The organism is Pseudomonas sp. ZL2 (assembly GCF_054788455.1).
The window spans coordinates 1-25,672 of sequence record NZ_JBGOGX010000035.1 but is presented as its reverse complement, the minus strand read 5'-3'; the positions used below and the strand labels follow the sequence as shown (position 1 = coordinate 25,672).

Below are 25,672 nucleotides of genomic sequence, written 5' to 3'. Positions count from 1 at the left end.
GGCGGTTTTCTAGTCCGTTTGGACGAAGCAGGTTGTCGCAGCAGTTTTTAGTCTGGGGCGCACAACGTCTTTTCCTCGTCTGTGGTGGAATGGCCATGAAAACAACAAAAACAATTTGCCTTGCCTTGACTGTCTGCGCCTTTGGCGCAGCCTATACCGCTCTTCTGAACCGCCCGTTACCGGCGCCAGTGACCATGGCTTACTACTGCCAACCCGGCTTCCAGCCTTGTTACATCCCGGTGCCGAGTGTTGCCAGGTTGATGCCCTAGGCTTTCTTGCCCAGCGCCAGCAGCGCTCTCTCGTGGCTCAGTGGCTGCATGACTCCGGGCGAATCGCTGATGTGCACATACAGGTAGTGCTGGCCTTGGTCATCGCGCAGTATCCGGTGCACCTGGATCGCCTCCGGGTGATAGCGGCGCTGGGTGCGGTCGAGCAGCACTTCGTGGTGATCAATCCGGAGCCGTCGCAGCGCCGTTTCGAACTCGCTGTCGACGGCCTCGCGCAGCTTGCGCATGCGGCGTATCGACAGATAGCCAAGGCCAAAGGTCAGCGCGAAGAAGAACAGCGCCTGCAACAGTGATTTGTAGTGCTCCATCCTGGATTTGATTAACTCTTGATTCGTGTGGTGAGCGGCGCTTGCTTGACCTGACCGTGGAGCACAATGGCTATCCCTGCCAGTATTTGCCACACAGTACTCGAGTTTGACGTCGAATGCTGTTGCCTCAATCCAGATCCTGCGCCGAATGCCGCTCAGCCACCTGACTCGATTCATCGCCCCAGGTGCGGTTCACCCGCAGGCCGCGGAGCACCGCCGGGCGTTCGGCAATCGCTTGTGCCCAGCGTTGCACGTGGGTGTAGTCCTGCACGCCGAGGAACTCGCCCGCCGAGTACAACCTGCCCAACGCCAGCTGGCCATACCAGGACCAGACGGCAATATCGGCGATGGTGTAGCTATCACCGGCCAGGTACTTGCTTTCCGCCAGGCGGCGGTCGAGCACATCCAGCTGACGCTTGGTTTCCATGGTGAAGCGGTTGATCGGGTACTCGAATTTCTCCGGCGCGTAGGCGTAGAAGTGACCGAAGCCGCCGCCCAGGTAGGGCGCCGAACCCATCTGCCAGAACAGCCAGTTCATGGTCTCGGTACGACCGGCCGGGTCGGTCGGCAGGAACTCAGCGAATTTTTCGGCAAGGTAGAGCAGGATCGAACCGGACTCGAACACCCGCAGCGGCGGCTGCACGCTGTAGTCGAGCAGGGCAGGGATCTTCGAGTTGGGGTTGACCTCGACGAAGCCGCTGGAGAACTGCTCGCCTTCGCTGATGCGAATCAGCCAAGCGTCGTACTCGGCGCCGGTATGCCCGAGCGCCAGCAGCTCTTCGAGGAGGATGGTGACCTTCACGCCATTGGGCGTGGCCAGGGAATACAGTTGCAGCGGCTGCTTGCCCACGGGCAGGGCCTTGTCGTGGGTCGGGCCGGCCAGCGGACGGTTGATGTTGGCGAACTCGCCGCCAGACGGCGCGTCGTGCTGCCAGACCCGAGGCGGGACATAGGGTGCCTTGCTCATGCGATGAACCTCCTGGTGTGCTCGAGGGGCTCATGTTCCGGTCTGGCGCGCGCGGTTGTCAAACAGGGCTGCTGGTGCTTCCCGGGGAGCCTGCGGCACAGGCTCCGGGGCTAAAGGGCGGGCGTTCTAGAAGCTGTACTCGAGCACGCTGGCGATGGAGGTTTGCACCCGGCGGTCGACGATCGGACTGTCACTCACATGCCCGGAGAGGTTCTGCACATCCAGCAGGGTATGCAGGCGGGTGTTTTCGCCCAGTGGCAGACTCCAGGTCAGGTTGACGCCCTGACTTACCAGGCCGCCGTGGGTCTTGTGTGCGGCAAAGCGGCTGTTGGCGGCTTGCTGCTCGCTGACGCCGTACCAGGTGCGGACGTAGTCGGCGTCACCAAACAGCGCATTGATGTTGCCGGTCAGGCTACCGAAATCACCTTCGTACAACGATGTGCCGACACTCAGCTCCAGGGTCTGGTAGGCGGAGCCGGTGTCTTTGTTGCTGTCTTTTTTCAGCGCATGTTCGAACGTCGCACCGAAGGTGACCGGCCCCCAGGTGTAGGACCCTTCCATGCCCACCAAGGCGCGGGATTTGATCGATCCCATGCCACGCAGGCGATCGGAGCCGCGGTAGCCTTTTTTGCGGTCTTTTCGCTCGTCGCTGGTGCCGATGTAGGTGCTGAAACTGGCGTCATCCCATTCCTGTTTCCAGCCTAGGCCTTTGTCCTGTAGGAAGAATCCATAAGGGCTTTCGATCTCGAAGCCGAGCATCGGTACTGTCGAGCGCTCACTGCTGCCGCTGTAACGGGGTGCATTGGCCGCGCCGCCTTGCAGGGTAAATAGCCAATCGTCAGCCAATAAGTCCGCCGAGGCGGTCACCAGGCAGAGGCCGGTCAATGCAGTGTAAATCCTTGTTATCTTCATGGTGGTTTACGTTGTTCTCGTGGGCTAAAGTTTGTTTAGGGTACGGGACTTGGTTGTTATCATCAGTGTGCAGAATGTAAAACTCTGTTAGTGCCATGATTATTCAATGGGCTTCCAGTTTTTGTAGAACATCCGGCGAAGCCCGAAGACCAACTTCGAGAACAGCAGCACCAGGCCGCTCAGTAGGCGGTGAACAGGGGAAGGGCGGACGATGTCGATAAACAGGCAATAACGTTTGCCACTGCTGTTGTTGTACGAGGCATGTAGCAGGGTGTCATCGAAAATAAACAACGGCTGGTCGTGCCAGTAGTGCTTTTCCTGTTTTACCTGGATGTATACACCTTCGTTGTGCAACGGTGGACTGATGTTGTAAAGCACCCGCAGCATCAAACGCAACGGCCCAAAATGAAAAGAGGTTGACTGGTTTTCATTGAACACCGACACGCCCACCGTCTTTACATAAGCGAACGGTTGCTGAAGCGCAGGAATATTCAGTTGCGTGCTGGACGAGCGCCCGTACCACTGGAAGAACAACATCCCGCGCTTGTTGTTGTGCATCCGCGATTCCAGGTGTCGGATGATCTCGAACTTGTGCCGCAGCGAAATCTCGATCACCTGCCGGACCTCGCGATTGCAGGCGTCAGGCAGGTCATGCAACTGATAGATGTGCTTGTTGGGTTTGCACAGCAGGTCGATCAGGGTGTTGAAGGGTGACAGCACCCAGGTATTGCGCCCGCCACCGAGAAAATATTTTTTGACGATGTGTTTGTCGACCGCACCGTTACGGCCGAGGTCATAAACACCGCAGGCGACAAACATCAGTATTAACCCTAGCGTCAGCAGGGTGTTCGAGTAAATTAGAAAAGCCACTACAGCGAAGATCGCCAAGTGGACGATCTGTTTGCGAAGTTTTTTGCTCATGCGTACCGCCTGAAAGAAGTCAGCTGTCCCGGATTGCAGCGTATCGGGAGTTGCTGTAACGTTCTTTCAGGCAAATGTAATAGAGTTTACATCTGCTGTTTGCGGGTGCTCATTAAGTACTCCGGGTGGCCGGTGTGTTCATCCACGGATTCGTTGATGATGGTAAAACCCTGTGCCAGGTAAAACTGCACGCTGGCGCTGTTTTCTTTATACACCGACAGCGTCAATTCTGTGCAGTGCTGCTTGGCATGGGTAATCAACGCTTTGCCAATACCTTGACCTTGGCACGCCGGGCGGACAAAGATCGCCGCCAGGTTATTATCATGTACTGCATAAAAGCCAGTCGTTCTGCCTGCTGCTTCGAATACATAAACCTGCGAGGCGGGTAAGTAGAGCGTGCGCATGTTGTCGACCTGGTCTTGCCAAACGGCCGGGTCGACAAAGTCATGCGCCTGGATCGAGGCCGTTAACCAGATATCCAGAACTGCATCCATGTCGTTTGCTTCAAATTGTCTGATCATTGCGTGCCTCTGTTAGTTGCTGTTGCGCTGCAGCCCGGTCTTGCGCGGTCACGGAAGTGAGTTTTGCCAGGCGCGGGGCCAGCCAGTTGTTCAGGTCGTCCATATAGCTGAAGACCACCGGTACGAAGACCAGGCTGAGCAAGGTCGACGTCACCAGTCCGCCGATAACGGCAATCGCCATGGGCCCGCGAAAGCCCGCATCGGCGCCGCTGCTGAGGACCGCTGGAATCATACCGGCGACCATGGCGATGGTGGTCATTACGATTGGCCTGGCACGTTCGGCACCTGACTGTATCAGTGCCAGGTGCCGGGGCATGCCGGCGCGGCGTTTTTCGATGATGAATTCGACCATCAGAATCGAGTTCTTGGTGACGATACCCATCAGCATCAGCAAACCGATAACCACCGGCAGGTCGATGGCGGCGCCATACAACAGCAGGCCGCCGATGGCACCGCCGACTGCCAGGGGCAGGGAGACGAGGATGGTCACTGGCTGCAGGAAGTCGCGAAACAGCAGGACCAGCACGGCAAATACCATGAGGATGCCGAAGGTCATGGCCGTGGCGAACCTCTCGAACATTTCATTCATGTACTCGGCGTCGCCATACTCCACCTCGCGCACGCCAAGGGGCAGGTGCTGCAAGGCGGGTGTGGCCTGGATCGCTTCCAGGGCCGAGCCGATGGTCACCCCGGCCAGATCGGCGTCCACCGAGATTCGCCGCAGCCGGTCGAAGCGTTCGATCCTTGTCGGGCCACTGCCGTAGTCGATGTCGGCGACACTGTACAGCGCCAGCGTGCCGCCATTGTCGCTGGCCACCCGCAGGTTGCGCAGCGTGTCGAGGTCGCCTTGCTGCGCCTCGGCAAGTTGCACGCGAATCGGTACTTGCCGGTCGTGGAAGTTGAAGCGCGCTGAATTGGCATTGATATCGCCCAAGGTGGCAATTCGCGCCACGGTGCCGATGGCCTGGGCACTGACGCCAGAGCGCGCGGCCTCATCCAGGCGCGGGCGGATCAACAGCTCCGGGCGCGGCAAGGGTTCGTTGACCTGGACATTGGCCAGTCCCTTGATCATGCGCATATCGCTTTGCAGCGCGTAAGCGGCCTGGGACAGTTGCTGGGCGTCGGCACCGACGAGAATCACCGAGATGTCTCGCGCCGCACTGTCGCTGCGAAAGGCAAAGCGCATATCGGCGAACTCACCGAGGACCGGTCGTAGCGCGTGTTCGAATGCCTTCTGGCTCACCTCGCGCTGCTCGGGTGGCACCAGGCGCACCAGTAATTGGCCGCTGGCGACATCGGTGGCGCCGGAGGCATCTTCGCCGCCTGCGGTGCTGAAAACGAACATCACTTGTGGCTGCTGGCGCAGTTTCGCGGCCATCTGTTGCAGGGTCTGGTCGGTCTGCGCCAGGGGCGTGCCGGGTGGCAGGGAGACATCGATGCGGCTCAGGCTGGTATCGCTGACCGGCATGAAACCCGAAGGCAGCAACGGTACCAGGGCAAAGGAGGCCAGCAGGAAAACCGCCGCGATCACCAGGCTCTTGCGTCGATGCGCCAGTGCCCACTCAAGCAGGCGCAGATAGCGAGCGAGCAAACCAGTGGGCGCTTGCGTTGCCTGCTGCTGATGTTCAGTCGATTTGGGCTTGAGCAAGTAGGCGGCCATCAGCGGCGTCACCAGCCGTGCCACCAGCAGTGAGCTCAACACCGCTGCCGACACGGTGATGCCGAAGGGGGTGAAATACTGGCCGACAAAGCCGCCGATAAAACTGACCGGCAGGAATACCGCAACGATGGTCGCGGTAATTGCCACCACGGCAAAGCCGATAGCATCGGAGGCATCAATGGCCGCCTGGTAGGGGCGCTTGCCTTGATCCAGGTGACGCTCGATGTTCTCGATTTCGACAATTGCATCGTCGACCAGGATGCCGATTACCAGGGTCAGGGCCAGCAAGGTGATGCTGTTGAGGCTATAGCCGAACCAGGCCATGGCGGCGAAGGTCGGCAGGATCGACAAGGGCAGGGCGATGGCCGCCACCAGGGTCGCGCGCCAGTTGCGCAGGAACAGGAACACCACCAGCACCGTCAGCAGCGCGCCTTCGATCAGGGTCATGATCGCGGCGTTGTAGCTGGCCAGCGTGTAGTCGACCATCGAGGCGACCTGCTGGACTTCGATATCCGGGTGATGTTGCTGCAGGCGCTGGAGCGCGGCCTCTACCCCTGCGGCCACCCGGGTATCGCTGGAGCCTTTGGCGCGAAACACGGCAAAACCGACCACCTGCTCACCGTTCAGGCGCGCCAGCGAGCGCATTTCACCGGCGCCATCGACCACGCTTGCCAGCTCGTTCAACCGCGCCCAGCGTCCGTCCGGCAGGGCGATTGGGGTGTCGCCCAGGGCTTGCACGGTCAGGGCGCTGCCCAGTGTGCGTATGGATTGCTCGCTGTCGGCGAGAATCGCCCGCCCGCCAGGCACGTTGCTGTTGCTGTGCAGCAGCTGGGTGTTGACTTGGTCGGCCGAGATGCCCAGCGCCTCAAGGCGATCGGGCTTGAGTTCGACCTTGACCTCACGCTCGAGGCCGCCCAGGCGCTGCACTTTTTGCACCCCGGGCACGCCAAGCAGTTCCCGGCCGAGTACATCATCGACAAACCAGGACAGGTCCACGGCATTGCGGGCGCTGGATTTGACGGCGTAGTTGAGGATCGCCCCGCCCTCGACATCAATGCGCGTGACCAGCGGCTCTTCGATAGTCTGCGGCAAGTCCGCGCGAATTTGCCCGATGGCGTCGCGGATGTCGTTGGCGGCCCGGTCGGGGTCGACACCGAGCTGGAACTCCACGGTGGTGACCGAGATGGCATCGGCGATCGTCGAGGTGATGTGACGGATACCGGCCAGGCCGGACACCGCGCGCTCGACCCGCTGGGTGACCGCATGTTCGAGTTCGCTCGGCGCGGCACCGACCTGGACTACGGCGACGGTGATCACCGGAAAGTCGACCCGCGGGTTGGCGTTGATCGGCAGGTCGGCAAAGGAAATCCAGCCCGCCACGGCCAGCACCAGGAACAATACCAGGGTAGGGATGGGCCGCCGAATGGCCCAGGACGACACCGCCAGGTTCATTGCTCCAGCTCCTGTGCCAGGCTGACCACGTCGCCGTTGCGCACGAAGGCCGAGGCGCTTGCCACTACCCGCTCACCGGCGGCAAGGCCGCTGCTGACCTGCACCCGCAGGCTGTTGCGCTGGCCGAGGACCACGCTACGCACGCTCGCCTGGCCCTTGACGTCCAGGACCATGACGGTGGCGCCGCCATCGTCGGCAAAGGTCACCGCCCGTAGCGGAATGACCACCGCGGCCGCGGTAGTGCCGGTTTCGATCCTGCTGCTGGCGAAACTGCCAGCGCGCACATCGGCCGTTGCCGCGAGGCTGATGCGCACGCGCCCGAGCCGGGTGCCGGCATCCACCTTGGGCGCCAGCAAACGCACCGTGCCGGCAACGCTATCGGCCATGCCGGCAACTTGCACCTGTACCTCGGTACCGACCCGGATGGTCTGCAGCGCACTTTGCGCCAGCTCGCCATCGAGCTCGAGTTGCCCGTCACGTATCAGTTTGAACAGCGGCTCACTACCGGCCATGGCACCCAACCGCGCGTGGCGTTCGGATATGATGCCGTTGACCGGGGCCAGGATGATGGCCTTGTCGCGGCGAGTGCGGGCGTCAGTCAGTTGCGCGATGGCCTGTTGGTGCTCGGCCTGGGCGGCAGCCAACGCGGCGGCGCTGGAGTGGGCCTGGGCGCGTTGCTGGTCGAGTTGCTGGGCGCTGACCGCACCGATGCTGCCCAACTCATTGATTCGCGCCAGGCTGGCCTGTGCCTCGGTGTCGAGCGCTTGCTGCTGTTTGATCAGGGCGGCATTGCGATTGAGGGTGGCCTCGGCCTGGCGTACCTGGGCGTCGAGGGTATCGGTTTCCAGCTGCGCCAGCAGTTGCCCGGCCACCACTGTGTCGCCTTCTTCGACCAGTACCCTGGCAATGCGCGTGTCTTGCAGCGCGGTACCAATGGACACCTCGTCGCGGGCCACCAGGCTGCCGGTGACGTGGAGGGTCTGGCTCACGGTGCCGGGTTCGGCCAGCACGCTGCTGACCTTGAGCAAGGGCACTTGCGGGGGGGCGATATCCGGTTGCTCGCTGGCAGGCATCACCAGCACCCAGCCAGCCACGAGCAGTAGCAACAGGCCGGGGATCAACAGGCGGGGTTTGTCTCGCAGCACAAAAGCCATCGCGATCAATCTCGAGTGGGCATATCAACAAGGGGAGGTAACAACGAGTACAACAGGCCGATATCGGGCTGCTTATGGCTGCAACTGCAGGAACCTGCGGATGATCGTACGCAGCATCGGTTTATGGGCTTTGGCCTTGAAGCCTGGCTCGAGCACGACGCGGCCGATGCCGCCTTCGGTCAGGGCGATCAGCCAGGTCGCGGCTATCGGTGTATCCAGCGTCGGGTCAATCTGCCCGGCTTCGATGCCGCGCTTGAGCAAGGCCTGGAGATCGGCCTTGACCTTGGCGTCATTGGCGGCAAGCAGGGCGCCGACCTCGGGGTTGCGCAAGGCTTCGGCGGCGACTTCGAGGCTGATCCGGGCGTAGGTGGGGTCGCTGCACAACTCCATCATGTCGATGGCGATGTTCTCGATTGCAACGAGGGTGTCCTTGGCCTTGGCGTGGTGGGCGATCAACTCGGCCATGCCATGCTGGTCGTCCTGGGCAATGGCTTCGATGATCGCGTTCTTGCTGGGGAAGTAGTGGAACAGGTTGCCCGGGCTCATGCCCGCAGCGGCGCAGATTTGCGCCGTCGAGGTGGAGTGAAAGCCATTGCGGGCGAAGCATTCGATGGCCGCATCGAGGATCTGCTTGCGTTTGGCGGCGACTTTTTCCGGGTCTACGGTTCTCATACCTGGCTCATTAATAGACTGACTGATCGATCTATTATTGGCCTACCGCTGCACGCCGTCAAGCGAGCAAGGCGGCGGGTTGGATTACTGCCGGGTATCGGGCATGTTCTTGCTGATGCAATGAATCCCGCCGCCACCGGCGGCAATCGGGTCGATGTTGACCTGCTCGATGATCCGCCCCGGGTACAGTTTGCTGAGCAATTGCTTGCAGTGCTGGTCGGCCTGCGGGTCGCCAAATTGCGGCGCGATCACCGCGCCATTGATCGGCAGGTAGTTGATGTAGCCGGCGGCAAACTCCGGGTTGTCGCGGGTGAAGCGGTTGCTGCGCAGTTTGCTTGGCGGCGGCAGCAGGTGCACGGTCAACGGGCGGCCGTCGGCGTCGGTGGCCTGCTTGAGGATCTCCAGGTGCTTGCGGGTGACTCGGTAATCGTAGGAGTCAGGGTCATTGTCGAGGTTGGCGATCACCACCCCCGGTTTGACGAAGCGCGCATAGAAGTCGACATGGGCATCGGTGATGTCCTGGCCCTTGATACCCGGCAGCCAGATGATCTTGCGCAGGCCAAGGTTGGCTTTAAGCTCGGCCTCGACGTCGCGGCGGCTCCAGTCCGGGTTGCGGTTGGCGTTGACCCAGCAGCTTTCGGTGATGATCGCCGTGCCATGGCCATCCACTTCGATGCCGCCGCCTTCGCCGGTCAGCTCGCTTTGCAGGTAGGGCACGCCCAGGGTTTCGCTGAGCGTTGCCGCCACCCGGCTATCGTTGCGGTGGCGTTGCTTGTTGCCCCAGCCGTTGAAGTTGAAGTCCATCAGCGCGCTGTTGCCGTCGTCGTCGATGACAAAGCAGCCGCCGTAATCGCGGATCCAGATGTCGTCCAGTGGCACAGGCAGGAACTCGATGTTGTCGGTGCCGCATTGCTGGCGTGCCTCAGCCAGGTCTTCGGGACGGCAGAGTACGGTGACCGGCTGGTACCGGGCGATGGTACGGGCCAGTTGCGCGATACAGCTGTTGACCGCGTCCGCCTGGTCTTCCCAGACATTTTCGGCGGCGGCGAAGGCCAAGAAGATCCGTCGCTGGGCCTGGTCTTCTTCGGGCATGAACCAGCGCTCGTCAGCGGCCATGGCCAGGCGCAACGGGCCGAGGCCGAGGCCGGCGATGCCGGCGGCGACTGACAAATGTTTGAGAAAGGTACGACGGGGTGTCATCGGTATGGCTCTCGTGGTGGCGGCTCAATGGGCCGAGGAAGTCTTGAGGGTGGTCCAGGTGCGCATGCGCGCGCGCATGTCTTTCTGGGAAATGTCCTTGCCCGGGACCAGCCGCGCGTAGGTTTCATCGCTGACATAGATGTCCGGGTTGTCACGCATCTGCGGCTCGACCAGCGGCCGCGCCTTGGCGCTGGAGGTGGGGTAGCCGGTGAACGAACTGATGGCGGCCATCTGCTGCGGCTGCATGACGAAGTTGATAAAAGCGTAGGCGTATTCCGGGTGGGCGGCGTCGGCAGGAATGGCCATGCTGTCCATCCAGATGGTCGTGCCTTCAACCGGGATGTGGTAACGGAACTCGACCTTTTTACCGGCGGCATCGGCGGTGCGCTGGGCCTGGATCATGTCGCCGCTGTAGCCGAGCGAAATGCAGGTATCGCCATTGACCAGCTGGGTCACCGGCTGCGACTGGAACTTGCGGATGTACGGCTTGATCGCCCCCAGCATCTGGCGGGCGGCGAGCAGGTCGTCGGCCTTGCCGCTGCGCGGGTCCTTGCCCAGGTAGTGGAGCACCACCGCCAGCACTTCGTCGGGGGAGTCGATCATCGAGATACCGCAGTCGGCCAGCAGCGCGGCGTTCTCTGGCTTGAACAACAGGTCGAGGCTGTTGACCGGGGCATTGGCGATGCGTTGCTCGATGGCTGCGCGGTTGTAGGTCAGGCCGATGCTGCCCCAGGTGTAGGGCACGGTGCTCTCGCGTGAATTGGGGTAACGCTGGTGCAGGCGCTGCAGGCCAGGCTCGATGTCTGCCAGGTGCTCGAGCTTGCCCGGGTCGAGCTTCTGCAGGGCCCCGGCGCGGGCCAGGCGCTCGGCCACGGTGTCGCCGGGGAAGATCAGGTCATAGCCGCTGTTGCCTGACAGCAGCTTGGCCTCCAGGGTTTCGCTGCTGTCCATGACGTCGTAGATGACCTTGATGCCGGTCTGGGCGGTGAAGTCCTTGAGGGTGTCTTCGGCAAAGTAATCCGCCCAGTTGTACAGGCGCAGGACTTTGTCTTCGGCGCCGGCCAGGCTGCAGCTCAGGGCCAGGGAAACGGCGATCAGGGTTTTCAGGCTGTTCATGCGCCTTGCCTCCAGGTGGTGTGCGGGTGACGGCCATCCAGGCTCAACAGCGTGCCGTACATCTCCGGGCGACGGTCGCGGTAGATGCCCCAGGTCAGGCGCTCCTCGCGCATCTGCGCCAGGTCCAGCTCGGCCAGCAGCATGCAGGTGTTGTCGCGATCGGCTTCGGCCAGCAGGCGGCCCTTGTGGTCGGTGATAAACGACGAGCCGTAAAAGCGCATGTGCAGGTCGGCATCGCTGCGCGCCACTTCAACGCCGGTGCGATTGGCGGTGATCACCGGGAGGATGTTGGCGGCGGCGTGGCCGCGCTGGGTCAGTTGCCAATGGTCGCGTGAATCCAGGGCCGCGGCGCCGGGTTCGGAGCCGATGGCGGTGGGGAACAGCAGGATTTCCGCGCCCTGCAAGGCCAGGCAGCGAGCGGTTTCGGGGAACCACTGGTCCCAGCAGATGCCCACGCCGAGGCGCCCGGCGGCGGTGTCCCAGACCTTGAAGCCGGTATCGCCGGGGCTGAAGTATTCCTTCTCCTGGTAGCCGATGGCGTTGGGGATGTGGGTCTTGCGATAGACACCGAGCAAGCGCCCGTCGGCATCGGCCACGGTCAGCGAATTGAAGTAGGCGTTGCCGGCCTGTTCGAACCAGCTCAGCGGCAGCACCACCCCCAGCTCTGCGGCCAGGGCGGCAAAGCGTTGCAGCAGCGGGCTGTTGTCATAGGGTTCGGCCAGCGCCAGATGCTCGTGGCATTGCTCGATGCAGAAGTAGGGCGTGGCGAACAGCTCCGGTAGCAGGATCAGCTTGGCCCCGGCTGAGGCTGCCTCGCGCACCAGTTGCTCGGCTTTATCGAGGTTGCCTTCAAGGTTCCAGCTGCAGGCGAACTGCAAGCTGGCGACAGTCAGCGCGCTCATTGCTTGCCTCCCGCCAGGGGCCAGGCCGGTTGCTGCTGGGTGATGCAATGTACGCCGCCACCGCCGTGGGCCAGCTGGTTGATCTGCACCGGTACCACGGTGCGGCCGGGGAAGGCCTGCTGCAGAGTGGCAGCCGCCTGCTGGTCGGCGTCGATGCCGTAGGCCGGCATGATCACCGCGTCGTTGCACAGGTAGAAGTTGGTGTAGGAGGCGCAGAACACTTCGGCGTCGGTATCGACGGCAGCCGAGGCTTCGTACAGGTCGATCAGCTCGAAGCCACGGCCACGGGCGTCGGTCGCCAGTTCAAGGGCGCGGCGGTTCTCTTTGGCCACCTGGGCGTAGACGGAGGATTTGTCGTGGGTCGCGTCGACCAGCAATACGCCGGGTCGGGCGAAAGCACAGACGCCGTCGACGTGGCCATCGGTCATGTCGCCCGTGACGTAATCCGGGTCGCCCGGCAGCCAGATGACTTTGTTCACCCCCAGCAGGCGCACGAAGATTTCCTCGATATCCTTTTTGCCCATCCCCGGGTTGCGGTTGGGGTTGAGCAGTACCGATTCGGTGGTGATCAGCGTGCCGTCGCCGTCGACATGAATGGCGCCGCCTTCGTTGGCCAGGAAGCTGCCAAAGCAGGGCAGGCCCAGGCCATTGAGCACACGGCGGGCCAGGCCTTCATCAAGGTCATGGGCCGACTTGGCACCCCAGGCGTTGAAGCGCCAGCTGACCCCGGCCAGGCCCTGTTGCGGGTGGCAGATGAAGCTTGGACCGGAGTCGCGGCACCAGCTGTCGTTGACGGCGATTTCGATCAGCTCGATGTTGGCCCCGCACAGCGCCCGGGCCTGGTCGACTGCGCTGGGGTCGACCACCATCTTCACCGGCTCGAAGCGGGCGATGGCGTTGGCGACCCGGGCGAAATCGACCTGCACATCCGCCAGGGTCACGCCCCAGGTCGACTCCCACAGGGCCTGGTTGTGCGGCCAGACCATCCAGGTGGCGGCGTGTCGGGCCCATTCGGCGGGCATGAACCAGCCGTTGTTGTTGGCGCTGTCGTTGTGCATTGCAATAACCTTCAGTTAAGTAATTGTTTTCAGCGTTGTTGCCTGGGTGTCCATGCTATAACTGGGCTTTGCACCTGAACAAACGATGGATTTTGCCGATATATGATTAGCTGGGCTTATCAATCATGCTGAAACACTGGCCACCCCTCAATACCTTGCGCGGCTTTGAAGCGGCAGCGCGCCTGGGCAGTTTTCACAAGGCCGCCGAAGAGTTGCACCTGACCCAGTCGGCGATCAGCCAGCAGATCCGCAGCCTGGAAAACTACCTGGAGCAACCGCTGTTCTTTCGCGAAGGGCGCAGTGTGTCGCTCACCGATGCCGGCCATGACCTGCTCAGCACCACCCAGGTAATGCTGCAACAACTGACCGTAGGCATTCGCCGCCTGGAGCAGTACCGCAAACCCAACCAACTGGTGGTCAACACTACTCCGGCGTTCGCCCGGCACTGGCTGGTGCCGCACCTGGGCGACTTCCATCGCCGGCACCCGGAAGTGGACCTGTGGCTGTTCACCAGCGATGAAATCCCCGACATGACCACCCAGACGATTGACGTCGCGGTGCGTGACGACATCAGCGCCCAGGCCGATTGTGGCTTTCGTGTGTTGTTGCAGGATCGCTTGTATCCGGCCTGTCACCCGCGCTTGCTGGCGCAAGAGGTGCAGCAGCGGACCACTTTGCATGGCGAGCGGGAAATGGACTGGAGCTACTGGCACACCCAGGGTGGCGAGGGCGTAGGGCAGAAGCTGCAGGGCCTGAATTTTTCCGACCCTGGGCAGTTGCTCGACGCTGCCAGCCAGGGCTTGGGTATTGCGCTGGTGAGTGCATTGCTGGCCGAGCAGGCTCGTGTGCAAGGCAGCCTGGTGGCCCTGACCGAGCAGACCGTGCGCGGTCCCAAATGGGCATGGCTGGTGCACCGCAACAGTGAAGGGGAGGCCTTGACTGTGAGCTTCTGCCAATGGCTGGAGCAGCGCCTGGCGGGCAGCTCAGGGCTTAATGGTGACCCAGCGCCAGCGCGTTGATGATGCAGATTGAACCGTCAGTGCTGGGGGTGCTGTCGCTGTAGTCGATCTGGTTGTAGACCCCGCCATGGAAGTTGAAAGTGCGGCTGTTCCAGCTGCTGTCCATCTGCAGTGCGCCGCTGCTGCCGGTAGTGCCGTTGCAGGTGGCGACGAGGGTGACCACGCCTTGGGCGGTGACATCGAGGATGATCTCGAACGCGGCGCCCAGCGGCACGTTGGCCAGCAGGGTGACGCTGGCCGGGGCGGCCTGGTTGTAGCTCTGGCGAAAGCCGTAGGTGAGCTTGCCCTTGTTCCAGAACACCTTGACCGCCGGGCTGTCGTCGTTCTTGACGTGCAATTGGGAGATCACCACCTTCTGCGCCGAGTTGACCTTGCTCAGGGTCATGGTCTGGTGGTTGTGGTGTTTGGCGGCGCTGCTGAGTGACCAGTAGGTGGGTTCTTTCCATTCGCAGCGGGTGCGGTGAGTGCTTTTGCTTGAGGCGCCCTTGGTCGGGGCGGTGAAGCGGACCGAGCCGTCGCTCAAGGTGGCGATGACCTGTGGCAGTTGTTCAAGCGCCTGGGCACCGGTCAATTCCAGGGCGGTGGGGTCGGTGCTGGACTTGGGCACCGGGGTGGTGATGGTGAGTCGGTCGATGTTGACGCTCATGTGTTTCTCCTTCGGTTTTGGATGTGGGCCCTCTCTGAAATGAATGTGGGCTTGAGCTAATATTTAGCTGTAAGCTAAATATTCGTCAATGGCTAAATTAATTGCTGGCTGCAATTTCTGTGAGAGGTGCAAGACCTGTGGGAGCGGGCTTGACCCGCGATGAGTCCACTAGATGGACAGATTCAGCACCCGCTCGCCCTGGGTATTCCCCGCAGGCTGCCTGCGATTCACCGCCAGCTCGCCCATCTTGATCAACCGGGTACGGGTGACGTTGCGACTCAGCCCGAGCAGGTTCGCCGTATGCACCTGGTTGTAATGACTGAACCGATACGCCGCCCGCAACAGCGCATCCTCGACCTTCTCGTGCAAGGCGCCGCCGGGCTGCTCGAAGAGTTTCTGGAAGGCCCGCTCCAGCAGCCCCTCAGCCGAGTCATCACTGCCGGGGCTGTCGTCGGCGCGTTCGATGCGCATGTTCGACAGGCGCAGGTCCTCCTGGCGGATCACGCCGTCGCGGCAGATCAACAAGGTGTGATGGATGACGTTTTCCAGCTCGCGAATATTGCCCGGCCAGCCATAGCCGCGCAGCTTGGCTTCGGCCTCGCTGCTGAGGCTGACCTCGCCATAGCCCAGGCGCTGGCTGTAGGCCTGGATGAAGTGGCGGGTCAACGGCAGGATGTTGCCCGGGCGTTCGCGCAGCGGCACCAGCTCCAGGCTGACCACGTCGAGACGGTAGTACAGGTCTTCGCGAAAATGCCCGGCGTTGATGGCTTTTTCCAGCTGCACGTTGGTCGCCGCCAGCACCCGCACATCGATGGGGATGCTCTTGCGCGAGCCCAGGCGCACCACTTCGCGCTCTTGCAACACGCGCAGCAGCTTGACCTGGATCGGCATCGGCAAGTCGCCGATCTCGTCGAGGAACAGGGTGCCGCCGTTGGCTTCTTCGAACCAGCCGGCCTTGGAGCTGAGGGCGCCGGTGAATGCGCCTTTTTCGTGACCGAACAGCTCGGCCTCGACCAGCGATTCGGAAAACGCCCCGCAGTTGACCGCCACGAAAGGCTTGTCGCGCCGGCCGCTCAAGTTGTGGATGTGGCGGGCCACCAGCTCTTTGCCGGTGCCGGTTTCGCCGATGATCAGTACGCTGGCTTCACTCGGCGCAACCCGCTGCAGGTGCGCCAGCAAGGCCTGCGACTTGGGGTCTTCAAACACTTGCGCAGTGGCGCGGATCGAGGTGGCCAGGGCCGGGGAGGGCGGTAGGGTCAACAATTGCATGGCGGTCACACTATGAGTAGAAGGTCGGAGTCGGCAATTGCCCACGCAGGGCCCATTCACCGAGTTCGTGCAGCTTGTAGTCGAGCGGGTCGTGCAGGCTCTGGGTGCGCAGGTTGCGCCAGTGCCGGTCGAGGCCCACCGAGGCCTGGGTGGCGCGGGCACCGGTGACTTCAAACACCTTGCTGCAAATCTCCAGGCCATCACGGCTGGCGGCAACCTTGGCGGTGGCAATGGTTACGGCCAGGCGCCCGCGTTGTTCGGCACTCAACGCCGCGCCCCTGCCCCAGGCCTGGTCCAGCTCGAGGGCGGCCTGCTCGACCAACAAACGTGCGCCCTGCAGGCGCACCCAGAAGTCGCCGAAATGGTTGAGCACGTAAGGGTCGGCGCTGCTCTGCTCGGCGGGTGACTTGAACCATGGCCGCGATTCGCGCAAGGCGTAATGCCGGGCCTCGTCGAAGGCGCCTTCGGCGATGCCAAGGAAGATATTGGCGAAATGCAGCTGGGCAATCAGCGGCCGCAGACAGGCGAACGGCGTGCTCAAGGGGCCGGGCTCAAGCAGCAGGTCGCTTTCTTCCACCCGGACCCGTTCGAAGGTGGCGCTGCCACTGTCGGTCTGGCGCTGACCCATGTTGTGCCAGTCGTTGTGCAGGGTGATACCGGTGCGGCCGCTGGGAATCGCCGCGATCAACAGCTTGCCGCCCGCGCTTTCGTCCACCGCCGAGGCGATGAGCATTTCCGAATCGCTGGCGCCGGAGCAGAAGCTCTTTTTGCCGGAGAATTCACGAAAGCTGCCGCGGTCTTTGACCACCGTGCGGGTGTCCAGCGGGTTGAGGGCGTTGCCCCAGAACCAGCTCTTGCGCGCGGTCAGTTCGAACCACGGCTGCCACTGCGCCGGGGTGGCAAACAGACGCACGGTGGCGAGCATCAGGTGATGAAAGCCGAACACGTGGGCCAGCGAGCTGTCGACACGGGCGAATTCACGGACCACGTCGAAGGTTTGCGTCCAGCTGGCGCCCAGCCCGCCGAAGTCGCGGGGGATGCTCAAGGCCAGCAGGCCGCTGTTGCGGATGGCATCGCGCTCGGCCTTGGGCGTGCCGCCCTGGCGGTCGCGCTCGACTGCGGTGCGGGCGAACTCACTGGCCAGTTCCCGCGCGATTTGCAGAGGGGTCGATGGAGTGCTGTGCAAAGGTGGCGCTCACTTGCTCTATGAGGGTGGCACCGATGCTAAAGGATCTAAAAAACTGAAAATAAATAACTTATGGATCTTTCTATATGACGATTTTTATATTTCTTTTGGTTCTATATTCGTAAGTATTTATTCTTTTTAATTTTATCTGCCCAGGCGCACTCTGCACCTCAAGCACTGCGCGGCAGTGCACCCCAGGACGAGGAAGCAGCGCATGACCATCAAGGCGATCAACGTACGCAATCAGTTCAAAGGCACGGTCAAGGAGATCATCGAAGGCCCGGTGGTCTCGGAAATCGATGTGCAGACCTCCGCTGGCATCGTCACCTCGGTGATCACCACCCGCTCGGTGCACGAGCTGGAACTGCGGGTCGGCAGTGAAGTGATTGCCTTCGTCAAATCCACCGAGGTATCGATCGCCAAGCTATGAAGGACAGGAACAAAAACAGGCCGAGCCCCGGCGACGGGGCTCGGCCTTTTTGTTTCAGGAATGGCTGCTTTGCGGCAGGATCATCTGCGCTGGGGCATCGGCGGCCTTGCGCCGTGCAACCAGGTAATACAGCACGCTCGGCACCACCAGGCCGATGATCCACGACAGGTCGACGCCGCCCAGATGGGCAACCATGGGACCGGTGTAGAGCTTGGTGGAAATGAACGGCATCTGCACCAGCACGCCAATGGTGTAGACGATGATGCCGGGCATGTTCCAGCGCCCGTAGCGGCCGTTGGGATTACCCAGTGCCGGCACGTCGTAGCGCTCCTTGGTGATGAAGTAGTAGTCCACCAGGTTGACCGCACTCCAGGGCACGAAGAAAGTCAGCAGGAACAGGATGAACGACTTGAACGCAGCCAGGAACGAATGCTGGCCGAGCAGGGCGATCAGGGTCGAGGCACCGACAATGGCCAGGACGAAGAACAGGCGCTGGCGCCGGGTCACTTCGATGTGCCCGCGAAAGCCACTGATGATGGTGGCGATGCACATGAAGCTGCCGTAGGAGTTGAGGGTGGAGATGGTCACCTTGCCGAAGGCGATGCTGAAGTACAGCAGCGCGGCGGTGGCGCCGGTACCGCCCAGGCCAACGATGTAGGCCACTTCACGGCCGGAGAACTGGCCGTTGGCAATCGCTGCGGCAAACACCCCGAGCACCATCGACGCCTGGGCGCCGACCACCGAGCCCAGGCCCGCGGCGAGGAAGGTCTTGAACGATGAGGTGTTGCTCGGCAGGTAGCGCGAGTAGTCGGCGACATACGGGCCGAAGGAAATTTGCCAGGACGCCGACAGCGACACTGCGAGCAGGAACGAGGCCCAGGTGAAGTGGCGGTTCTCCAGCAACTGGCTGATGTCGCTGATGACCATGATGCGGCTGAACAGGTAGACGAAGGCGATGATCCCCAGCACGCTGGCGACCCGGCCGATCCAGTGGATCATGCGGTAGCCGAACACCGTGGCGAGGACGATGACCCCGGCGAAGATCAGGATGCCGGCGCTGTCACTGACACTCAGCAACTGGCCGATGGCCTGGCCCGAAAGCACTGTGCCGGTGGCGGTGAAGCCCAGGTACATCAGGCACACCAGGGCAATCGGGATGGCCGCGCCATACACACCGAACTGCACGCGGCTGGAGATCATCTGCGGCAGGCCGAGTTTCGGCCCCTGGGCGGCGTGCAGGGCCATGACCGCGCCACCGACCAGTTGGCCGAGCAGCAGGCCGATCAGCGACCAGAACACATCGCCACCAAGCACCACGGCCAGGGCCCCGGTGACGATTGCGGTGATTTGCAGGTTGGCGCCCAGCCACAGGGTGAACTGGCTGTAGAGGCGTCCGTGTCGTTCGTTTTCCGGGATGTAGTCGATCGAGCGCCGCTCGATCAGGGGCTTGCTGCGCGAGGCATTGGCCTGGGTCATTGCTCGGGATCTCCGCCTATTGTTGTGTTGTCGCGGTCGGGTCGCCAGCCGAACGCAGGTGGGCGACTGAAACAGATATGAGCATGTATATACAAATACAGTCAAGTGAAGGTGTCGACTTTGCTGCACCCATCCGTCGCGATGGATGAAGGTGATCAATTCAGTGGTCGGGGCAGGGCTTCGCAAGCCTGCGTCGGCAAAGCATGACCGCCGACAATGTTTTACCTGAGCAGGGTGGTTAGCGTTCTGTGGGTTGTGCATTGGCAGGCACGGCTCTAATATCCAAGTGTTTTCTTGTGTTATTGCGCTCAACCACCACGGACGTTCAAATGGATTTGCACACTTCCCTCTGGCTGTTCCAGGCCGTTCAGGCTATTGGCCTGAGCCTCTGGCTCGGCATCGCGGTACTCAACAACCTGCAGGCGTTTCGCGCTTCCCTCGGCGCGGTTGGCGCGACCATGGCCATGGCGCCGTTACGCCAGGCACCGGCCATCGATATTCCGCTGTTGTCCCGGGCCCTGCACGCCACTGCTGCCCACCGCATCGCCTTGCTGGTGGTGCTGGTACTGCAGGTGGTCGCGGCGGTCGCGGCCCTGATCGGCACCTACGTCCTGTTGATCGGTACCGGGCTCGAGCCAGCGCGGCCCTGGCTGAACCTGGCCCTGAGCGCGTTTCTCGGTTTTTCCTTCGCCATGCTCCTGGGCGGGTTGTGGTTCGGCTACTGGATTCGCCAGGAAGGCTTGCAACTGACCCATCTGGTACTGGTGCTCTGGGCCCTGCTGGCCTTCGTGGTGTTCAACGTGCAGTGGGCCTGAGGCCAGCCTCACAGGGAGTGATGGATGAACAGGAAGAACCTCGCGCTCGGCACCGTACTGGTGGGCGCAGCAATAGCGTTGCTGGTGGTCTGGCAACAACCGCATGGCGCACAGGCTTCGGCGCCGCCGGCCAGGTCGCTTATCAAGGTGGCATTGGGCACGGTGCAGCGTGGCCCGGCCAACGGTTTTTTCGCCGGGGTCGGCGAGCTTGAGGCGGCGCGCCAGGTGCTGGTCTCGGCTGAGATCGGCGGGCGGGTGACGCGGATCAACTTCGTCTCCGGGCAAAAGGTGCGCCGTGGCGATGTGCTGATCACCCTCAACGACGCCCCCGAGCAGGCCGAACGCATTCGCCTGCAGGCGCAGTTGCACAATGCGCAGATCAACCACCGCCGGGTCCGTGAGCTGGTGGCGGAAAACGCCGCCACCCAGGAGCAGCTCGACAACGCCCTGGCCGCCCGCGACATGGCCAGCGGCGAACTGGTGCACACCGAGGCGGTAATCGCGCAGAAGACCATCCGCGCGCCCTTCGACGGCGTGCTGGGCATTCGCAAGGTCAACGAAGGCCAGTACCTGAATGTCGGCGATGCCATCGTCAGCCTGATCGACACCCGCACCTTGTATGTGAACTTCTCCCTCGACGAGCAACTGAGCATCCACCTCAAGCCCGGGCAGCCGGTCGAGGTGCTGCTCGATGCCTATCCCGAGCGAACATTCCCGGCGCGCATCACCGCCATCGACCCATTGATCGGCCGTTCGCGTACGGTGCAGGTGCAGGCCACCCTGGACAACGCCGATGCGCTGCTCAAGGCCGGCATGTATGCCAGCGTCAAGGTCGCCGACCCGCAGGTGGCCGAGATCCTCAGCGTGCCGGAAACCGCCGTGACCTACACCGCCTATGGCGACACGGTGTTCCTCGCCCGCCATGACGAGCAGCAACAGGCGCTGGTGGTGCAACGGGTGCCGGTGAAGATCGGCGAGCGCCAGGACGGCCGGGTGATCATCCTCGAAGGGCTGGACGAGGCCGACCAGGTGGTGACCTCCGGCCAGCTCAAGCTCAGTGACGGGGTAGCGGTGGAAGCCACCGCAGACACCCTGCAAGCCCCGGCGCTGTCCGGCTCCTGACCGATCGCCCAGAGACCCTCCGATGAAATTCACCGATCTGTTCGTGCGTCGGCCGGTGCTGGCGCTGGTGGTCAGCATCCTTATCCTGCTGCTGGGCATCCTCTCCCTGCGCCAGTTGCCGATCCGCCAATACCCGATGCTGGAAAGTTCCACCATCACCGTCACCACCGAATACCCCGGCGCCTCGGCCGAGCTGATGCAGGGCTTCGTCACCCAGCCGATCGCCCAGGCGGTGTCGTCGGTCGAGGGCATCGACTACCTGTCGTCGTCCTCGGTGCAGGGCCGCAGCCTGGTCACCGTACGCATGGAGCTCAACCGCGATTCGACCCAGGCGCTGACCGAAGTCATGGCCAAGGTCAACCAGGTGCGCTTTCGCCTGCCCGAGCAGGCCTATGACCCGGTGATCGAACGCTCGTCCGGCGAGTCGACGGCGGTGGCCTATATCGGCTTTGCCAGCAACAGCCTGTCGACTCCGGCGATGACCGACTACCTGGCGCGGGTGGTCGAGCCGATCCTGACCACCATCGACGGTGTGGCCAAGGTTCAGGTGTTTGGTGGCCAGACCCTGTCGATGCGTCTGTGGATCGACCCGGCGCGCCTGGCTGCACGCGGCCTGACGGCTGCGGATGTCGCCGAGGCAGTCAGGCGCAACAACTACCAGGCAGCGCCCGGCAAGGTCAAAGGCCAGTTCGTGGTTTCCAACATTCGGGTCAACACCGACCTGACCAGCGTCGGCGAATTTCGCGAGCTGGTGATCCGCAACGACGGCAATGGCCTGGTGCGCATCAAGGATGTCGGCACCGTCGAGCTGGGCGCCGCCTCGGTGGAAACCAGCGCCTCCATGGATGGCGTGCGCGCCGTGCACCTGGGCCTGTTTCCGACCCCCGGCGGCAACCCGCTGGTGATCGTCGACGGTATCCGCAAGGTGCTGCCGGACATCCGCAAGACCCTGCCGCCGGACGTCAAGGCCGAGCTGGCGTTCGAGACCGCGCGCTTCATCCAGGCGTCCATCGACGAGGTGACCAAGACCCTGCTCGAAGCGCTGCTGATCGTGGTGATCGTCATCTACCTGTGCCTGGGTTCGCTGCGTACGGTGCTGATTCCGGTGGTGACCATTCCGCTGTCGATGCTTGGCGCGGCGGCGCTGATGCTGATGTTCGGCTTCAGCCTCAACTTGTTGACCTTGCTGGCCATGGTCCTGGCCGTTGGCCTGGTGGTGGACGATGCCATCGTCGTGGTGGAGAACGTCCACCGCCATATCGAGGAGGGTAAGACTCCGGTGGCCGCTGCCCTGGTGGGGGCGCGGGAAGTGGCCGGGCCGGTGATTGCCATGACCATCACCCTGGCTGCGGTGTACGCGCCGATCGGCATGATGGGCGGGTTGACCGGCGCGCTGTTTCGCGAGTTTGCCCTGACCCTGGCCGGGGCGGTGGTGGTCTCCGGGGTGGTGGCCCTGACCCTGTCGCCCGTGATGAGCTCGTTCCTGTTGCAGTCCAAACAGTCGGAAGGGCGCATGGCCCATGCCGCCAACCGCTTCTTCGACGCCCTGGCAACGCGCTACAGCCGGGCGCTGGAGTTCTCCCTGGCACGGCGCTGGCTGAGCGTGGGTTTTGCCTTGCTGGTGCTGCTCAGCTTGCCCTGGCTGTACGGCTTGCCCCAGCGCGAATTGGCACCGACCGAAGACCAGGCCGGGCTGCTGACCGCGATCAAGGCGCCGCAGCACGCCAACCTCGAGTACGTCGAGCGCTTTGCCGACAAGCTCGACCAGGTCTACAACCGTCTGCCGGAAACCGTCAGCACCTGGATCATCAACGGCAGCGACGGCCTGGCCTCGGGCATCGGCGGCATCAACCTGTCGTTGTGGGACGAACGGGAGCGTACCGCTGCGCAGATCCAGGTCGACTTGCAGGCGGCGGTCAACGATGTCGAAGGCACCAGCATCTTCGCCTTCCAGCTGCCGGCCTTGCCGGGTTCCACCGGTGGCTTGCCGGTGCAACTGGTGCTGCGCAGTTCCCAGGATTATCAGGTGCTGTACCAGACCATGGAGGAGATCAAGCAGAAGGCCCGAGACAGTGGTCTGTTCGCTGTGGTCGACAGCGACCTGGACTACAACAACCCGGTGGTCCAGGTGCGGGTCGACCGGGCCAAGGCCAATAGCATGGGCATTCGCATGCAGGACATCGGCGAGTCGCTGGCGGTGCTGGTGGGGGAGAACTACTTGAACCGCTTCGGCCTGGAAGGGCGCTCCTACGACGTGATCGCACAGAGCCCGCGCAGCCAGCGCCTGACCGCGCAAACCCTGACCCGCCAGTACGTGCGCAGCGAAGACGGCACGCTGGTGCCGCTGTCGACGGTGGTGCAGGTGTCCGAGCAGGTCGAGCCGAACAAACTGACCCAGTTCAACCAGCAGAACGCCGCGACCTTTCAGGGCATTCCAGCGGCCGGGGTGACCCTGGGCGATGCGGTAGCGTTTCTCGACCAGGTGGCGGCATCATTGCCGGCCGGCTTCAGCTATGACTGGCAGTCCGATGCGCGTCAGTACACCCAGGAGGGCAGTGCGCTGATGCTGGCATTCCTGGCGGCGGTGATCGTCATCTACCTGGTGCTGGCGGCGCAGTACGAAAGCCTGATCGACCCGCTGATCATCCTCATCACCGTGCCGCTGTCGATCAGTGGTGCGCTGATTCCGCTGGCACTGGGCTATGCGACGGTGAACATCTACACCCAGATCGGCCTGGTGACCCTGATTGGCCTGATCAGCAAGCACGGCATCCTCATGGTTGAATTCGCCAACACCCTGCAGGAAGAAGAGCAGCTTGACCGTGCTGCGGCGATCAGCAAGGCGGCGCAGATTCGGTTGCGGCCGATCCTGATGACCACTGCGGCCATGGTGGTAGGCCTGATCCCCTTGCTGTTCGCCTCCGGCGCCGGGGCCAACAGCCGTTTCGGCCTGGGCCTGGTGATTGTCTGCGGCATGTTGATCGGCACCCTGTTCACCCTGTTCGTGCTGCCCACGGTGTACAGCCTGTTGGCGCGCAAACACTCGGTGGCTGCGCGCACGCCGCGTGCGGTGTCCCTGGCTGATGCGCTGAGGAGCGAAGGATGAACAGAGCGAACCTGGCCCTGGCCTGTGTGCTTTCGAGCCTGGCAGTGGCGGGCTGCAAGGTCGGCCCCGACTATGAAAAGGCAACCCCTGCGCCAATCCCCTTGAGCACGCCGCAACAGCAGCAGTTTGCCGCGGGTGCGCAGTTGCCGGCGCAGTGGTGGTCGTTTTTCGATGACCCGCAACTCGATCACCTGGTCGACACCGCGCTCAAGCACAACCACGACATCCGCCAGGCCCAGGCCAACCTGCTGGCGGCGCGGGCGCTGTTCGATGACCGGCGCCTGGACCAATATCCAGGGGTGACCGCGCGCACCGGCTTCAGCCAGAGCCTTGAGCAACAGCAACTGGCCGATGGCAGCGAGCCGCAGCGCATGTTCTCGCGCAGCTATCGCGCAGGTTTTGACGTGCAGTGGGAGATCGACCTGTTCGGCCGTTTGCAGCGCCTGACCGCTGCGGCTGAGGCACGCTCGGAGGCGGCGCGGGCGGACCTTGAGCAGATGCGCCTGAGCATCGCCGCCGAAGTCGCCCGGGCCTATTACCAGCAACAGGGTTTGCGCCGCAGCCTTGAAGTGGCGCAGGCCCAGGTCGAGGCCTGGCGCGAAACCCTGAAACTCACCAGTGCCCAGGTGCGTGCCGGCAGCGGCCAGTACGAGGACGAGCAAAGTGCCCATGCCAACCTGCTGCTCAGCGAAGCGGCGGTGCCACCGTTGCAGGCATCGATCCAGGAGGCCGGGTACCGCCTGGATGTACTCACCGGACGTGCGCCCAGCCTTGCCCAAGAGCCTGCGCAAGCACGGTTTTTGCCACCGCTGGCGCGGCAACTGCCTTTGGGCGACGTCAACGCGCTGATCAACAATCGCCCGGATGTCGCCAGTGCCGAACGGCAACTGGCGGCCAGCAGCGAAGACGTCGGCGTGGCCACCGCCGAGCTGTACCCGCGCCTGGACCTGGGCGGCTTCATCGGCTTCTTTGCTTTGCGCAGCGGCGACCTGGGCAGCGCGGCGCGGGCCTACGAACTGGCGCCAACGGTGACCTGGCCGGCGTTCCGTTTGGGCAATGCCAAAGCCCGTTTGCGAGCTGCCGAGGCGCAATCGCAAGGAGCGCAGGCGCGCTATGAGCAGTCACTGTTGCTGGCCCGCGAAGAAGTGGAAAACGCCGTCACTCGCCTGGCCCGCAACCAGACCCGCCTCGGCGCGCTGATGCAGTCGGCGGCCCATGGCGCTGATGCCATCGACATCGCCTCCAAGCGCTATCGGCGCGGGGCGGGTACCTACATGGCCGTGCTGGAAAACCAGCGCGCGTTCTTCTTGATCAAGCGTGAAGTGGCGGAGGCGGAGACCGCTTCGTACTTGAATGCGATTGCCTTGTACAAGGCGTTGGGCTGGGGCAGTGGTGGGGTGCAGTGATCGGCTCATCGCGGTCCGGCGTACACAGATCCACTGTGGGAGCTGGCTTGCCAGCGATGAGGCCGGT

The 25,672-nt window shown here is 62.9% G+C and carries 22 protein-coding genes; 6 read left to right on the top strand and 16 right to left on the bottom strand.

The genetic code is table 11. The features are described 5' to 3' along the window. Nucleotides 1-265: 265 nt before the first annotated feature. From ABM562_RS20120 to ABM562_RS20065, 12 genes are all read right to left on the bottom strand, one after another. The gene (locus tag ABM562_RS20120) at nt 266-595 is read right to left on the bottom strand and encodes a hypothetical protein (RefSeq protein WP_115087499.1); all 330 of its coding nucleotides are present in this window, start codon (nt 593-595) and stop codon (nt 266-268) included. 127 nt (nt 596-722) lie between these two features. Beyond that, a complete protein-coding gene (yghU, locus tag ABM562_RS20115; protein ID WP_460423078.1) occupies nt 723-1,562 on the bottom strand; it encodes a glutathione-dependent disulfide-bond oxidoreductase in 840 nt (279 codons plus the stop codon). Between the two features lie 126 nt (nt 1,563-1,688). Continuing rightward, nucleotides 1,689-2,474, bottom strand: coding sequence for a MipA/OmpV family protein (locus ABM562_RS20110; protein ID WP_167458907.1), 786 nt, complete (start codon nt 2,472-2,474; stop codon nt 1,689-1,691). A gap of 99 nt (nt 2,475-2,573) precedes the next feature. After that, complete coding sequence (locus ABM562_RS20105; protein WP_460423076.1) at nt 2,574-3,395, bottom strand: aspartyl/asparaginyl beta-hydroxylase domain-containing protein; 822 nt, start codon at nt 3,393-3,395, stop codon at nt 2,574-2,576. A gap of 86 nt (nt 3,396-3,481) precedes the next feature. Continuing rightward, nucleotides 3,482-3,916: an N-acetyltransferase gene (locus tag ABM562_RS20100; protein ID WP_134063220.1), complete on the bottom strand. Its 435-nt coding sequence runs from the start codon at nt 3,914-3,916 to the stop codon at nt 3,482-3,484. Then, a complete protein-coding gene (locus ABM562_RS20095; RefSeq protein ID WP_346617597.1) occupies nt 3,900-7,028 on the bottom strand; it encodes an efflux RND transporter permease subunit in 3,129 nt (1,042 codons plus the stop codon). Before ABM562_RS20095 ends, ABM562_RS20100 begins: the two co-directional genes overlap by 17 nt. Further along, nucleotides 7,025-8,182, bottom strand: a complete 1,158-nt coding sequence (locus ABM562_RS20090; RefSeq protein ID WP_460423074.1) for an efflux RND transporter periplasmic adaptor subunit — start codon at nt 8,180-8,182, stop codon at nt 7,025-7,027. The genes ABM562_RS20095 and ABM562_RS20090 overlap by 4 nt, the downstream gene beginning before the upstream one ends. 72 nt (nt 8,183-8,254) lie before the next feature. Next, nucleotides 8,255-8,854 (bottom strand): TetR/AcrR family transcriptional regulator, encoded by a 600-nt coding sequence (locus ABM562_RS20085; protein WP_115087493.1) that lies wholly within the window; start codon nt 8,852-8,854, stop codon nt 8,255-8,257. Nucleotides 8,855-8,938: 84 nt separating this feature from the next. Continuing rightward, a complete protein-coding gene (locus tag ABM562_RS20080; RefSeq protein WP_460423072.1) occupies nt 8,939-10,054 on the bottom strand; it encodes an agmatine deiminase family protein in 1,116 nt (371 codons plus the stop codon). Nucleotides 10,055-10,078: 24 nt separating this feature from the next. Continuing rightward, nucleotides 10,079-11,170 (bottom strand): extracellular solute-binding protein, encoded by a 1,092-nt coding sequence (locus ABM562_RS20075; RefSeq protein ID WP_134063214.1) that lies wholly within the window; start codon nt 11,168-11,170, stop codon nt 10,079-10,081. Next, the gene (gene aguB, locus ABM562_RS20070; RefSeq protein ID WP_134063212.1) at nt 11,167-12,072 is read right to left on the bottom strand and encodes an N-carbamoylputrescine amidase; all 906 of its coding nucleotides are present in this window, start codon (nt 12,070-12,072) and stop codon (nt 11,167-11,169) included. Before aguB ends, ABM562_RS20075 begins: the two co-directional genes overlap by 4 nt. Continuing rightward, on the bottom strand, nt 12,069-13,130 hold the full coding sequence (locus ABM562_RS20065; protein WP_460423070.1) for an agmatine deiminase family protein: 1,062 nt from the start codon (nt 13,128-13,130) through the stop codon (nt 12,069-12,071). The genes aguB and ABM562_RS20065 overlap by 4 nt, the downstream gene beginning before the upstream one ends. A 125-nt stretch (nt 13,131-13,255) precedes the next feature. Here ABM562_RS20065 and ABM562_RS20060 point away from each other — a divergent pair, with 125 nt between their 5' ends. After that, nucleotides 13,256-14,149 (top strand): LysR substrate-binding domain-containing protein, encoded by an 894-nt coding sequence (locus ABM562_RS20060; RefSeq protein WP_115087488.1) that lies wholly within the window; start codon nt 13,256-13,258, stop codon nt 14,147-14,149. Here the strand turns inward: ABM562_RS20060 and ABM562_RS20055 are convergent. The 3 genes from ABM562_RS20055 to ABM562_RS20045 all read right to left on the bottom strand — a co-directional run bounded on the left by ABM562_RS20055 (nt 14,121) and on the right by ABM562_RS20045 (nt 17,250). Beyond that, complete coding sequence (locus ABM562_RS20055; protein WP_115087487.1) at nt 14,121-14,795, bottom strand: polysaccharide lyase family 7 protein; 675 nt, start codon at nt 14,793-14,795, stop codon at nt 14,121-14,123. The genes ABM562_RS20060 and ABM562_RS20055 overlap by 29 nt on opposite strands. Before the next feature lie 168 nt (nt 14,796-14,963). Further along, on the bottom strand, nt 14,964-16,064 hold the full coding sequence (locus ABM562_RS20050) for a sigma-54 interaction domain-containing protein (protein WP_460423068.1): 1,101 nt from the start codon (nt 16,062-16,064) through the stop codon (nt 14,964-14,966). A 10-nt stretch (nt 16,065-16,074) separates the two neighbouring features. After that, on the bottom strand, nt 16,075-17,250 hold the full coding sequence (locus ABM562_RS20045) for an acyl-CoA dehydrogenase family protein (protein ID WP_115087485.1): 1,176 nt from the start codon (nt 17,248-17,250) through the stop codon (nt 16,075-16,077). Nucleotides 17,251-17,464: 214 nt separating this feature from the next. Here ABM562_RS20045 and ABM562_RS20040 point away from each other — a divergent pair, with 214 nt between their 5' ends. After that, nucleotides 17,465-17,680, top strand: a complete 216-nt coding sequence (locus ABM562_RS20040; protein ID WP_010227092.1) for a TOBE domain-containing protein — start codon at nt 17,465-17,467, stop codon at nt 17,678-17,680. A gap of 54 nt (nt 17,681-17,734) precedes the next feature. On the opposite strand, the gene ABM562_RS20035 is transcribed toward ABM562_RS20040, so the two are convergent. Continuing rightward, a complete protein-coding gene (locus ABM562_RS20035) occupies nt 17,735-19,156 on the bottom strand; it encodes a purine-cytosine permease family protein (protein WP_460423066.1) in 1,422 nt (473 codons plus the stop codon). A 329-nt stretch (nt 19,157-19,485) separates the two neighbouring features. On the opposite strand from ABM562_RS20035, the gene ABM562_RS20030 reads away from it, so the two are divergent. From ABM562_RS20030 to ABM562_RS20015, 4 genes are read left to right on the top strand one after another with little or no spacing between them, the layout of a single operon-like run. After that, a complete protein-coding gene (locus ABM562_RS20030; protein ID WP_134063206.1) occupies nt 19,486-19,971 on the top strand; it encodes a DUF2165 family protein in 486 nt (161 codons plus the stop codon). A 24-nt stretch (nt 19,972-19,995) separates the two neighbouring features. Continuing rightward, nucleotides 19,996-21,093, top strand: a complete 1,098-nt coding sequence (locus ABM562_RS20025; RefSeq protein WP_460423064.1) for an efflux RND transporter periplasmic adaptor subunit — start codon at nt 19,996-19,998, stop codon at nt 21,091-21,093. Nucleotides 21,094-21,115: 22 nt separating this feature from the next. Beyond that, entirely contained in the window at nt 21,116-24,199 is a 3,084-nt protein-coding gene (locus ABM562_RS20020) for a MexW/MexI family multidrug efflux RND transporter permease subunit (RefSeq protein WP_115087481.1), read from the top strand. Next, a complete protein-coding gene (locus ABM562_RS20015; protein WP_460423062.1) occupies nt 24,196-25,605 on the top strand; it encodes an efflux transporter outer membrane subunit in 1,410 nt (469 codons plus the stop codon). Before ABM562_RS20020 ends, ABM562_RS20015 begins: the two co-directional genes overlap by 4 nt. The last annotated feature ends 67 nt before the right edge of the window (nt 25,606-25,672 follow it).